The sequence below is a fragment of the Mesorhizobium sp. M1006 genome (genome assembly GCF_040318825.1).
Taxonomy (GTDB): Bacteria; Pseudomonadota; Alphaproteobacteria; order Rhizobiales; family Rhizobiaceae; genus Mesorhizobium.
Genome location: NZ_JAMYMZ010000008.1, coordinates 24,410 through 37,416 on the forward strand (window position 1 = coordinate 24,410; position 13,007 = coordinate 37,416).

Genomic DNA, 13,007 nt, shown 5'->3' on the forward strand with positions numbered 1-13,007 from the left:
TCGAATTGGAGGTGATCAGTCCTAATGATAGATCGATCGATCTGTTCTGTCGACTTCTTTGGACCGACTGCAATCCCTACTTATGTTAGCTTGCGCCGTTCGGTCCGGTGACCGTCGGCCCGCTCCCTTATGCTCGCTCTACAGGACCGCCATGCCAGCGCTCGATACCATCCGCCAGCAGATCCGTGCCAATTATTTGCCCGACGAAGACCAGGCGGTGAAGCGGCTGGCCGAGGCGGCCGGGCTGTCCGCGCAAGACCGCAAGGCGATTTCGGCGCGTGCCGCCGATCTGGTGCGCGCGGTGCGCGGCTCGTCCGATCCGCGGCTGATGGAGGTGTTCCTGTCCGCCTATGGCCTGTCGACCAAGGAGGGCGTGGCGCTGATGTGCCTGGCCGAGGCGCTGCTGCGCGTGCCAGACACCGAGACGATGGACGACCTTATCGCCGACAAGATCGCGCCGCACGACTGGTCGGCGCATGCGGGCGGCTCGAGCTCGATCTTCATCAATGCGTCGACCTGGGCGCTGATGCTGACCGGCCGCGTGCTCGACGAGGGCGAGGGCGGCATCGAAGGCACGCTGCGCGCCATGGTGCGCCGGCTTGGCGAGCCGGTCATCCGCAAGGCCGTCGCCGCCGCCATGCGCGAAATGGGCGAGCAGTTCGTGCTCGGCCGTACCATTGCCGAGGCGGTCAGGCGCGGCCGACCGATGATGCAGAAGGGCTATCTCTATTCTTTCGACATGCTGGGCGAGGCGGCCCGCACCGAGGCCGACGCGCTGCGCTACCTCAAGGCATATGCCGATGCCATCTCTTCGCTCGATGCCGGCGCCAACGGCCCCGACATCCGCCAGAACCACGGCATCTCGGTAAAACTGTCTGCGCTGCATCCGCGCTATGAAGTGACGCAGAAGGAAAAGATGCTGCCCGTCATGGCCGAGCGGCTGTTGTCGCTGGCGCTGGCGGCGCGCCATTCGCGCATGGGCCTCAACATCGACGCCGAGGAAGCCGACCGCCTCGATTTGTCGCTCGACGTCATCGAGCGGGTGCTGGCCGAACCGGAGCTTACCGGCTGGAACGGTTTTGGCGTCGTCGTGCAGGCCTATGGCCCGCGCGCGGCCTTCGTCATCGACTGGCTCTACGAGCTGGCGAGGAAATACGACCGCAGCATCATGGTGCGGCTGGTCAAGGGTGCCTATTGGGACACCGAGATCAAGCGGGCGCAGACGCTCGGGCTCGACGGCTATCCGGTTTTTACCCGCAAGGCCAACACCGACGTCTCCTACCTGGCCTGCGCCAAGAAGCTGTTGGCGATGACCGACCGCATCTATCCGCAATTCGCCACCCACAACGCCCACACCGTCGCCGCGATTCTGTCGATGACGACGGAGCGCGATACGTTCGAGTTCCAGCGGCTGCATGGCATGGGCGAGGCGCTGCATGAGACGGTGCGGCGGGCCGAAGGCACGCGCTGCCGCATCTATGCGCCGGTCGGTGCTCATTCCGACCTGCTCGCCTATCTGGTCCGCCGGCTGCTCGAAAACGGCGCCAATTCCTCCTTTGTCCACCAGCTCACCGACGAGGAAGTCGAGCCCGAGGACATTGCCCGCGACCCGCTCGAAACGGTGGAGAAACAAGGTCCCGCCGCCAATCCAGCGATCGTGCCGCCGTCGGCAATCTTCGGTCCAGGCCGGCGCAATTCCAAGGGCTTCGATATCACCGACACGCTGACGCTGGCTGCGATCGACAAGGCGAGGGCCGAGTTCGCCGGGCCGGAGCGCTGGCACGCCAAGCCGGTCAGCCGCGCGGCCGGCTACGGCAAGCAGCGTCCGGTCGTCAATCCAGCAAAACCTTCGGAAGTGGTCGGCACGGTCAGCGAGGCCGGCGCCAAGCAGGTCGAGACCGCCGTGCGCATCGCCGTCGAGGCACAACCGGCATGGGCAAGACGGCCGGTCGCCGAGCGCGCTGCCATCCTCAACCGGGCGGCCGATCTCTACGAAGCAAACGCCGTCGAGTTCTTTGCACTCTCCGCCCGCGAGGCCGGCAAATCGCTCGCCGACGGCGTCGCCGAAGTGCGCGAGGCGGTCGATTTCCTGCGCTACTATGCGGCTGAGGCCGCCAATGCCGAGGCGGGCACCGAGGCGCGCGGCGCCATCGCCTGCATCTCGCCGTGGAATTTTCCGCTCGCCATCTTCACCGGGCAGATCGCGGCGGCACTCGTCACCGGTAATTCGGTGATCGCCAAGCCGGCCGAACAGACGCCGCTGATCGCCTTCCGCGCTGTCCAGTTGCTGCGCGAGGCCGGCGTGCCGGAGGATGTCATCCAGCTTCTGCCCGGCGACGGCCCCTCGGTCGGCGGCCCGCTGACCGCTGACCCGCGCATTGCCGGCGTCTGCTTCACCGGCTCGACCGAGGTCGCCAAGCTGATCGAAAAGCAGCTCGCCGACACCGCCGCGCCCGACGCCATGCTGATCGCCGAGACCGGCGGCCTGAACGCCATGATTGTCGATTCCACTGCGCTGCCCGAACAGGCGGTGCGCGACATCCTGGCCTCCGCCTTCCAGAGTGCCGGCCAGCGCTGCTCGGCATTGCGCATTCTCTACGTGCAGAAGGACGTCGAGAAGAAGATGCTTGAGATGCTGAAAGGCGCGATGGAAGCGCTCAGCCTCGGCGACCCGTGGCGGATATCGACCGATGTCGGTCCGGTCATCGATGACGAGGCGCAAGCGTCGATCCGTGACTATTGCACCAAAATGGGCCTGCAGGGCCGGCTGATCGCCAAGCTCGAAGCGCCGAAGGACGGCCGCTTCGTTGCGCCGCACGTCTTTCGGGTCAAGGGCATCGAGGAGTTGGAGCGCGAGGTGTTCGGGCCGGTGCTGCATGTCGCCACCTTCGATGCCGACGAGATTGATGCGGTGATCGCGGCGATCAACCGCAAGGGCTATGGCCTGACCTTCGGCCTGCACACCCGCATCGAAGGCCGCGCCCAGCATTTCGTCGATGGCATCCATGCCGGCAACATCTACGTCAACCGCAACCAGATCGGCGCCGTCGTCGGCGCGCAGCCGTTCGGCGGCGAGAGCCTTTCCGGCACCGGGCCGAAGGCCGGCGGCCCACATTATCTTCGACGCTTCCGCAAGGGACCGGAGGCCGGCACCCATCTTGCCGAAGGCCGCAAGGTGACTGCGACCGAGCTCGCCGACAATCTGCCGGACCCGGCGCTTGGCGGCTGGTCGACGCGTCCGGATCGTGTCGCCATCCTGAGGAAACATCTGCGCGGCAAGGGTGCCGCCGCCATCGGCACCGCCGCCGCCATCGATTTCGGCCAGGTCGACCTGCCCGGGCCGACCGGCGAGGCCAACACGCTGTCGCTGTCGCCGCGCGGGCGCGTGCTGTGCCTCGGTCCCGACGCGGATACGCTGCTTGCGCAGACGATCCAGGCGCTGGCCGCCGGCAATGCCGTGCTCGCCGTCGCACCCGGCGCGCCGGCAGCGCTGTCGGCGCTGACCGGCAAGGGCCTGCCGCTGGCGGCCATCGACGGCCGGCCGGACCCGGTCGAAGCGCGCTCGCTGCGGGTCGATGTCGTGGCCTTTTCCGGCACGCCCGAGGCCGCGCGCATCGTGCGCAAGGTCATCGCCGAGCGCGCCGGCCCGATCGTGCCGCTGATCAGCGAAGTCTATTATCCGGCCGCCTACGCCCACGAGCGCGCCGTCTGCGTCGACACCACGGCGGCGGGCGGCAATGCCAGCCTGCTGGCCGCTGCGTAGGTTTCGCCAGGGTTCGCGCATCGCGGGGCAGGGGTGGCGCCGACTTTGGTATCCGCATGAGGACGATCGTTACCTGATACCGAGCGGCACTTCGAACTGCCAGGCCGAGCGACCGGCTCCTTCCGGAATAGGAGGAAACGGAGAAGCCCGGCGGACTGCGTCGAGTGCGGCTTTGTCCAGCGCGGCAACACCCGAACTGCCCGTCAGCCTAGCCGACCGGACGCTGCCGTTCGAGCCGACGGTAAAGGCAACGGTTGCTGTGCCGGTGGCGCGTGTGCGTGTCGAATTGAAGGCCCGCACCAGTTTTGATCTGATCTTGCCGGGATAGTTCGTGACGGCTGCATTGCCGATGCCTGATTTGCCGCCTCTGCTGGCGGTCAGGATCTTGCCGTCCTTCCTGCCGTCGGCCATGCCGCGCGCGACATCCGTTTCGTCACGGCCGCCGGAGCCGGTCTTTTTCTTCTTGGAATCGGCTTTCGCAAGTGCCTTGCTCGCCTTCCTGCGCAGGGCCGGCTTTTCAGGCTCGTTTGGTTCGGCCTTCCTGACCGGCTTGTTCTTTGCGGTTGCCTTCTTCGGCTGCTTGGGCTCCGGCCTGTCCGGCTTCGGTTCTTCCGCCGCGCCGACTGTCTCGGTCGTCTGAACCGTTTCGGCCGGCGCCGGGTCGGCTGGTGCCGGCGCACTCGTCTCGGCAGGTTCGGCCGTTTCGACCGCGCTGACTGGCGGCACGGCATTGTCGTCGGCAGGCACCAGCCTGTCGGTTGCAAGAACGTCGGGCGATGGGTCCTGGCGCGCCGGCTGCGCAGGTGCTGGTTCGGTGCGATCGGCAGGCGCAGCAGTTTCCGTGGCGGCCTCGTTGACCGGCTCAACCACTTCTTTGTCCGATGTCTCCGCCGCATCGGTGACCGGCTGGAGCGTCTCCTCTGCCGCGGCCGCCTGCGCCTCGACCGTTTCGACCGGCTTGGCGTCGAGCATGGTCACCATCGTCACGTTGGCCACTTCCGGATCGTCTCCGACATCGCCGGCCGCCTGCTGCGGGTCGGCGCCGAGCAGCATTTCGCCTTGCTGGTCGGCACCTTCGATGCTTGGCCGGTCGTCCGGCAGCGTGAGGAAGGCCAGCGCCACCGCCACGTGGAATGCGCAAGAGCAGGCGATCGCCACCGTCCAGTTGCGGCGCCGCCGCGTCTGTCGTGCCTGCCGCAATGGCTCCATAGGTACCGCAGTCAAGTCGCCGTCGGCATCGGCGATGTAACTGTCTTCCGGCCTGTCGCGCGGCGAAACACGCAGCGCCCCGCGCGGGATGGTGAAATCCGGATCGTCCGGTTCCGGCGGCAGGAAACCGGCCAATGGCCACGCGACGGGGTTTCGTGCGAATGCGGGTTCCGGTCCCAAAATTCAGACCCCGAAGGCGATGCCGGTCCTGGTCTGCGTCTTCAGCCCGCGCATGCAGGCATTCGGCTCGGCGCCGGCGCATTCCGTGGCGCTGTTGATCAACACGCGGCTGACCTTGCCGCAATCCGTGCCGGCAAGGTCGAAACGCGTCACCTTGGTCTTGCCTGCCGGCAGCTCCTTGAAATCGAGCACGGTCAGCCGGTCGACGACGCCGGCCTCGTTGAACAGCGCGATCTCGAACGCCGCCTTGGAAAGACCGGCGCCGAGATTGTTGGTGACCACGAAGGTCAGGCGGCAGCCCTTGTCGGAGGGCTGCGCGCCGTTGAGCTCGAGGATCAGCGCCGGTGCTTGCTGTTGTGTCCACGCTGGAGCCGCCGCAAGCAATATTGCCAGCACCGCGGCGAACAGACGAAGGGATGCCGTCATGCCTTTCATTGTCTCAGCCTCCAAACCTCATGGTCGCCGCCAGCTTCAGGGTGACGCCTGGCTCGTAGACAACACTGGTGGTCGATGCGTTCAGCGGGTTGGCGTATTTGACGTCGAACAGATTGTCGGCGCGGAAATCGACCTTGAAATTGTCGGTCGCCTGGTAGCTGGCGAAGGCATTGACCAGCGTGTAGTCCCTGGCCACCGGGTTGCCCTGCGGCTTGCCGTTGTATTGCACCTCGCCGCCGATGGTCAGCCTGTCCTCGAGGAAGCGAAAGCCGAGTTGCCCGGTGATCTGTGAGGAGGGGACGGTGACAAGGTCCGCCCGTTCGCCTTCATAGGAAATCGTGTGGCCGTCGGTGAACGACGCCGAAAGCCCGGCAAAGCCCCAGGCGGCATCATAGACGCCCTCCATCTCGAAGCCGTGAATCTTGGCCTTGGCGAAATTCTGATACTGGAAGCAGATCGGTATGCCCGGACCGAACGGGCAGCCGCTGGTCGGGTCGAACGCCGATAGCGTTACGCCATCGATGTAATCGTCAACATTGTTGTTGAAATAGGCCGCCTTCAGCCGCAGCGCGTCGTCGGCCTGGATGACGCCGTTGGTGCTGTAATTGACGCCGAATTCCACGGTCTTGCCGGTTTCGGGCTTGAGATTGGGATTGGGGAGGAACGGGAAGCTGACGCCGGCCGGATGATTGCCGCTGATCAGGGTCTCCGACAGCGACGGAGAACGATAGCCTTCAGCGTAGGTGCCGTAGAATTGCAGCCCGGAAAGGCTGGCGCTCTCGAAGGGCGAAATGCCCACTGTGATGCGTGGCGACAGCCGGTCGCCAGAGGTTTCGCCGACATCGCTGTCAAGCTTGTAGCTGTCGTAGCGCAGCCCGGCGATGATCTCGAGCCAGTCCCAGGTGAGCTTGTCCTGAACGTAAGCGCCGGAGACGTTCCTGTTGCCCGAGGGCGTATAGAAGCTGTCGCCGCCCGCCGTGCCGCCTGTCTCGACATCGTCGCCAACCCAGTCGCCGCCATAGGTCAGCTCATGCGCGATTCCAACGGTCTCGAATCTCGACGTGTTCCAAATGTCGATGCCGGAGGTGCCGATGTCGAACGTCGATTTCGAACCCGCCGGCAAAACCACGGGCAGACCGGTGACCGGATCAAACCGGTTTTGCGCCACAAGGGTCGTCAGATCGAGCTTGGTCTTGTTGTAGGATGCGTTGATGTGGAGGTCGAGCCAGCTCTTGTCTTCGTCGGTGATGTTGTAGCGGGCCGTGAACGTATTCGCCTTCAGGTCGGCGTCGTTCACCGGCGCGCTGCCGCTGGTCTCGGTCCATCCGTCGTTCGAGCCGATCCAGCCCAGCTTCAGCTCGCTGTTTTCGCTGGGGCGGATGGTCGTCTTGAGGAGGCCGCTAAAGACGTCGAAGCCAGTGCCCGCCACAGTGTCGCCGCCGCCATGCTTGTAGTCGTCATAGTCGCGGTAGACGATATTGCCGAGCACGTCCCAGTTCTCGTTGATCCGATAGGCGCCGGTGGCGCTGGTGGTCCAGCCTTCGCCGTTGGTTTCGTAGCGCCCGGTCGCGGATGCCGCCCAGGTCTCGTCGGGCTTGAGGAAATCCTGCGCATCCTTGGTGTCGAAAAATACGACGCCGCCGATCGCCCCGGAGCCATAGGTGTTGGCGACCGGACCGCGGATCACATCGACGGATTTGATCAATTCGGGATCGATGTAGAAGGTCGATTGCGTGCCATGATCCGAGCGCTGGAAATTCTGGCGGGCGCCGTCGACGATGACGGAGACGCGGCCGAAGTCCTGCAGGCCGCGGATGTTGATGCTGGAACTGACACGCCTTGTGTCGGCCTGGACGGCGACACCCGGCACACCGAACAGCATTTCGTTGGGCGTCGTCGCCATGCGGCGCTCGAGCTGTTCCTCGTCGACATGGCTGGCTGAAGCAAGCGACTCGATCGCCGTCTCGCCGGTACGGCTGAGGATCAGGATCTTGTCGAGCAGTGTGGCACCCGCCGGGGCCGGCTTTACCTTTTCGGGCTGTTGAGACGGGTCAGTCTGCTGCTGGTCGGCTGCCGGTTGGGCGGCCTGCTGGGCGCCGGCCGGTGTGGCAAGCAGCGGGATCGCCGCCGCGCCGGCCAGCAACGCGGCCATTTTGCTTGTCATAGAACAATGTGTCAGGCCGCTGCCCGCCAGCCGTCCCCAATTCGCCAACCCCATGCTGCAGCTCCAAGAATCCATGTTCGATGCTGGCTGGCTTGGGGCTCGCTGGCATTTTTCTTCGTGTCCGGCGTCTTAAATGTTGACTCATTTACTCCGGTATTGCACTGCTAGATAACATGATCATTCGAGTCAAGAATTGAATCGGCATTTCACGCAGGCGCCGCGCCAGATGCCCGGCACAGGAAAGGGATCGAACCAATGAACACGCACAATCCCAGCGACTTTCGCTATCGCGTCCGCCGTTCCGACGAAAATTCCGTCCATTTCGACCGGGTCCAATCGGCCGTGAGAACGCTGTCCAGCAACACGCTGTTCCAGGGCGAGCACGAGATCGGCATCGAGCATCATGGTGCGCTGTACCGGCTGAAGATCACCCGGCAGGGCAAGCTCATCCTCAACAAGTAGGTGGCAGAAATGGACCAGCGCGTAAAACCCGCCCCGCACGAGATCCGGCGGGCACGGGCAGACAATCCGACAATGCGCGAGCGCGACCTCGCCGCCCAGCTCGGTATTTCGGAGGCCGAACTGGTCGCCGCGCATTGCGGCGACGGCGTCGTGCGCGTCGAGCCGCGTGTCAACGACCTTTTGACTGGCCTCGAAGCTGTCGGTGAGGTGATGGCGCTGACCCGCAACGAAAGCGCGGTGCACGAGAAGATCGGCGTCTACGACAAGGTTGTCACCGGTAATCACAATGCCATGGTGCTCGGCGAAAATATCGACCTGCGTATTTTCCCAAAAGTTTGGGCGCACGGCTTTGCCGTGGAAAAGCGCGATGGCGCCGACATCCGCCGCAGCCTGCAGTTCTTCGACACCGCAGGCGAGGCGGTACACAAGGTGCATCTCAGGCCAGCCTCCAACCTCTACGCCTATCAGAAACTGGTGGCCGGGCTGGAATCGCCGAACCAGAAGCCGACGGTGGCGATTTCAGCGGGCACGGCTGACGAGACCGAGACTGCGGACAATTCGGCGAGCATCGACGATCTGCGCGACCGCTGGAGCCGGCTGACCGACGTGCACCAGTTCTTCGGCATGCTGAAGACACTGAAGATCAGCCGCCGACAGGCGGTGCGCATGGTCGGCCAGGATTACGCCTGGCTGGTCGACAAGGATGCGGTGAACGCCATGTTCAACCACGCCGCTGCCGGCGCCATGCCGATCATGTGCTTTGTCGGCAATCGCGGCTGCATCCAGATCCATTCCGGCCCGGTCGCCTCGATCAAGCCGATGGGACCATGGCTCAACGTGCTCGACCAGAACTTCCATCTGCACCTGCGGACCGACCACATCGATGAGGTCTGGGCCGTGCGCAAGCCGACCAAGGACGGCCATGTCACGTCGCTCGAAATCTATGGCGCCGACGGCAAGATGATCATCCAGTTCTTCGGTAAGCGGCATGAAGGCGAAAGCGAGCGCGAAGACTGGCGCTTTCTGGCCGAAAACCTGCCGCGTATCCCAAGCCCGACCGCAGCCTGAGGAAAACGACGATGGTTCTTTTCTCCAGGCTGGCATCGGTCTCCAGGTCGGCGCCTGGTCCTGCGGCGGCTGTTTTCCTGGCGTTCGCCGCGCTGATGCCGGCTCAAGCCGCCGAGGGCATCGCGACTTTCGCCGATCGCTCGAGGATCGTGGCTATCGGTGGCTCGATCACCGAGATCGTCTACGCGCTCGGCGAACAGGATCGCCTTGTCGCACGTGATTCGACCAGCCGCTATCCGCAAGCGGCGGTGGAATTGCCGGATGTCGGCTACATGCGCCAGCTGTCGCCGGAGGGTGTGCTGTCGGTCAATCCGTCGGGCATACTGGCGCTGCACGGCAGCGGACCGAAGGAAGCCGTCGACGTCTTGAAGAAATCGAGCATCCCGTTCATCGAGGTGTCCGAGCGCTATGACAATCAAGGCATTCTCGAAAAGATCCACATCGTCGGCAAGGCGCTCGGCGTCGGCGCCAAGGCCGATGCCTTGGCAGCCGAGATAGACGCCAAGCTGAAGGCAGCTGAAAAGCAGACCGCCTCGATCAAGGAGCGCAGGCGCATCCTGTTCGTGCTGTCGATGCAGAGCGGCAAGCTGCTTGCCGCCGGCAGCGACACCGCCGCCGACGGCATCATCAAGCTTTCGGGCGGCATCAACGCCATCGACGGCTTTGCCGGCTACAAGCAATTGTCGGACGAGGCAGTCATCACCGCCAGGCCCGACGTGATCCTGATGATGAACAACGCCGGGCCGGCCACCGCGGATGACGAATTGTTTTCGAACCCTGCCGTGGCTTCGACGCCGGCGGGTGCAGCCCGCACGCTGATCCGCATGGACGGCGGCTACCTGCTCGGCTTCGGCCCGCGCACGGCCGACGCCATCCACGATCTCGCCGTCTCGCTCTATGGCGGCCAGGTCACGGATTGAGCGCGATGGCGGATCATTCGATCGCCGGTGCGGCGGGCATCATGGCGACGGCAGCCGAGGGTGATCGTTCGCGGCGCGCCCGCCTCGTCATCGTGCTGCTCTGCGTCGGGTTGACTATCGCCGTGATGTTGTCGCTGACCTCCGGCGCATCCGATGCCTCGGCCATCGGCGTCATGCATGACTGGCTGTTCGGCGCGTTGCCCGGCGACGCGGCATTGAGCGCCCGCGACCGCCTGATCATCCATGACATCCGTCTGCCGCGCATCATTATGGGCGTGCTGATCGGCGCATCGCTTGCAGTCTCTGGTGCCGTCATGCAGGGGTTGTTCCGCAATCCGCTGGCCGACCCCGGCCTGATCGGCGTTTCGGCCGGATCGAGCCTCGGTGCGGTCGCCGTCATCGTGCTTGGCTCGACCATGCTGGCGCCGCTGACTTCGGCGCTCGGCACGATGGCTTTGCCGCTGGCTGCGTTCTGCGGCGGGCTGGCTACGACATTGCTGCTCTATCGGGTCGCGACGCGGCAAGGCCAGACCTCGGTCGCCACCATGCTGCTCGCCGGCATCGCGCTGGCGGCGCTTGCCATGGCGCTGACCGGCATCCTGATCTTCATGGCCGACGACCGGCAATTGCGCGACCTGACCTTTTGGCAGCTCGGCTCGCTGGGCGGCGCAACCTGGCAGAAGATCGGCTCGGTCGGGCCGGTCATCGTGCTGGCGCTGGCGGCAATGCCGTTCCTGGCGCGTGGCCTCAACGCGCTGGCGCTCGGCGAGGCCACGGCCGGCCATCTCGGCATTCCGGTGCAGCGGCTGAAATACACCGCGATTGTCGGCGTCTCGGCAGCGGTCGGCGCGTCGGTCGCCGTCAGCGGCGGCATCGGTTTCGTCGGCATCGTCGTGCCGCATCTGCTGCGTCTGCTGATCGGCCCCGATAACCGTTACCTGCTGCCGGCATCGGCGCTGCTTGGTGCGGCGCTGCTGCTGTTGGCCGACGCCGTCGCCCGCACCATCGTCGCGCCGGCCGAATTGCCGATCGGCATCGTCACCGCGGTCGCCGGTGCGCCGTTCTTCCTGTGGATCCTGCTGCGCAAGCGCGGCGTCATCGACTTGTGAGAGTTTGCCTATGATCAAAGCGCGCGATGTCTCGGTGGCGATTGGCGGCAAGCGCATCGTCGCGAACGTCGATTTCGAGGCGCGGCCGGGCGAAGTCGCGGCCATTGTCGGCCCCAACGGTTCGGGCAAGACGACCTTCCTCAGAGCACTGTCCGGCGATCTTGGCTATTCGGGAGAGGCCACCGTCAACGGCCGCAATCTATCGGCGATGACGCCGGTCGAGGCGGCGACGGTGCGCGCGGTGCTGCCGCAGGCGACGACGCTGTCCTTTCCGTTCACCGTGCGCGAGATCGTCAGGCTGGGCCTGGTCGGCGGGCGCTCCGGCGCGCTGTCCGGCGAGGACCAGCGCCTGCCCGAACGGGCGCTGGCTCGCGTCGACCTCGACGGTTTCGCCGGCCGCTTCTACCAGGAGCTGTCCGGCGGCGAACAGCAGCGCGTGCAGCTTGCCCGCGTACTCTGCCAGGTCTGGGCGCCGGTGCTCGACGGCAAGCCGCGCTATCTGTTCCTCGACGAGCCGGTGTCCAGCCTCGATATCAAGCACCAGCTGATCATCATGGACATCGCCCGCGATTTCGCCAGACGCGGCGGCGGCGTGGTCGCCATCCTGCACGACCTCAATTTGACGGCGATGTATGCCGACCGGATTTTCGTCATGCATCGCGGCAGGCTTGCCGCTACAGGTTCGCCGCAACAGGTGCTCAGCGACGAGCTGATCGAAAAGGTCTTCGATTGCCGGCTGAAGGTCGGCGTGTTGCCGGCCAAAAACATGCCGTTCATATTGCCGCAGTCGGTCTGTTGATATCCAGGTGATGCCGGCCTGCAAATGGCGGTTTCCTGCGCTTCCGGCCTTCGCCGGCCGAAGCATTCATGAGAGGTGCGGCAGTTAAGGCTATGGCCGGCGCAGGCCGGTACTCACGTACCCAAACGTACGCTCGGTTCCGGTTCTCGGAACCCACCATTTTGGTCGCTTCGCGCCCGTCTTCGACTCCGGCTCGGCCTGACCTGAATCTCAACAGACCTCACCAATTGAGATGCGACCAAAAATCAGGCGGCCGGCGCCCTTTGCACCAGCATGTCGATGCCGAGCAGGTGCCGCACATTCGGGCGCGCCGCCACCAGATCGGCGATCGTGTAGCGCGACAGCACGGCGAAGAAGGCGTTGAGCGCTTCGCGCAATGCCGAATTCAGCGCGCAGCTGTCGACCAGCGGACATTCGGCGGCGTCGTTCTCGAAGCACTCGGCCATGGCAAAGCTTTCCTCCGTCACCCGCACGACATCGAACAGGCTGATTGATTCGGCCGCGCGGCCGAGCCTGACGCCGCCATTCCTGCCGCGCACCGTTTCGATCAGGCCGTTTTCGACCAGCGGCTGCAGGATCTTGAACAGGAAAAGTTCCGATACCGAATAGGCGGCGGCGATCTCGGGGATGCGGCTCAACCGCTCGGTGTTGGCGGCGCAATACATCAGAATGCGCATGGCGTAGTTGGTCTGACGGGTAAGCCGCATTGTGTCCTCACATAACAGTGGTTGGCGTCAATATGGCCTATAGTTTGGAACAATTCCAGACTGGCGCTGCATAATAGATGAATTCCGGCGTCAAGTTTGCGTGCACGATTGCGCGCACCGGAACCAGCGGCGCGCTTTCTAGGGCAGGCGGCACTAGATAAGTTCGCATACACGATCAGGAGCGGCCCATC

General features: G+C 64.8%; 10 protein-coding genes. 6 read left to right on the forward strand and 4 right to left on the reverse strand.

Annotated elements, in window-relative coordinates:
- Positions 1-151: 151 nt before the first annotated feature.
- Positions 152-3,763, forward strand: a complete 3,612-nt coding sequence (putA, locus tag NKH60_RS09800; protein WP_352872026.1) for a bifunctional proline dehydrogenase/L-glutamate gamma-semialdehyde dehydrogenase PutA — start codon at positions 152-154, stop codon at positions 3,761-3,763.
- A 69-nt stretch (positions 3,764-3,832) separates the two neighbouring features.
- Here putA and tolA read toward each other — a convergent pair whose 3' ends face one another.
- Genes tolA through NKH60_RS09815 form a run of 3 tightly spaced genes read right to left on the reverse strand, consistent with a single transcriptional unit; the run spans position 3,833 to position 7,805 of the window.
- Entirely contained in the window at positions 3,833-5,107 is a 1,275-nt protein-coding gene (tolA, locus tag NKH60_RS09805) for a cell envelope integrity protein TolA (protein WP_352831004.1), read from the reverse strand.
- 48 nt (positions 5,108-5,155) lie between these two features.
- Positions 5,156-5,587: a hypothetical protein gene (locus NKH60_RS09810; RefSeq protein WP_352831002.1), complete on the reverse strand. Its 432-nt coding sequence runs from the start codon at positions 5,585-5,587 to the stop codon at positions 5,156-5,158.
- A gap of 4 nt (positions 5,588-5,591) precedes the next feature.
- A complete protein-coding gene (locus tag NKH60_RS09815) occupies positions 5,592-7,805 on the reverse strand; it encodes a TonB-dependent hemoglobin/transferrin/lactoferrin family receptor (RefSeq protein ID WP_502898547.1) in 2,214 nt (737 codons plus the stop codon).
- Positions 7,806-8,006: 201 nt separating this feature from the next.
- On the opposite strand from NKH60_RS09815, the gene hemP reads away from it, so the two are divergent.
- The 5 genes from hemP to NKH60_RS09840 are packed head-to-tail and all read left to right on the forward strand — an operon-like array spanning position 8,007 to position 12,109.
- Positions 8,007-8,213 carry a hemin uptake protein HemP gene (hemP, locus tag NKH60_RS09820; protein ID WP_352830999.1) on the forward strand — a complete coding sequence of 69 codons (207 nt, stop codon included), beginning with the start codon at positions 8,007-8,009 and terminating at the stop codon, positions 8,211-8,213.
- 9 nt (positions 8,214-8,222) lie between these two features.
- Complete coding sequence (locus NKH60_RS09825) at positions 8,223-9,281, forward strand: hemin-degrading factor (protein WP_352872029.1); 1,059 nt, start codon at positions 8,223-8,225, stop codon at positions 9,279-9,281.
- An 11-nt stretch (positions 9,282-9,292) separates the two neighbouring features.
- Positions 9,293-10,201 (forward strand): heme/hemin ABC transporter substrate-binding protein, encoded by a 909-nt coding sequence (locus NKH60_RS09830; RefSeq protein WP_352830998.1) that lies wholly within the window; start codon positions 9,293-9,295, stop codon positions 10,199-10,201.
- Between the two features lie 5 nt (positions 10,202-10,206).
- Positions 10,207-11,310, forward strand: coding sequence for a FecCD family ABC transporter permease (locus tag NKH60_RS09835; protein WP_352830996.1), 1,104 nt, complete (start codon positions 10,207-10,209; stop codon positions 11,308-11,310).
- Between the two features lie 10 nt (positions 11,311-11,320).
- Entirely contained in the window at positions 11,321-12,109 is a 789-nt protein-coding gene (locus NKH60_RS09840) for a heme ABC transporter ATP-binding protein (RefSeq protein WP_352830995.1), read from the forward strand.
- A gap of 245 nt (positions 12,110-12,354) precedes the next feature.
- On the opposite strand, the gene rirA is transcribed toward NKH60_RS09840, so the two are convergent.
- Positions 12,355-12,816, reverse strand: a complete 462-nt coding sequence (rirA, locus tag NKH60_RS09845) for an iron-responsive transcriptional regulator RirA (RefSeq protein WP_023676431.1) — start codon at positions 12,814-12,816, stop codon at positions 12,355-12,357.
- Positions 12,817-13,007 lie beyond the last annotated feature (191 nt).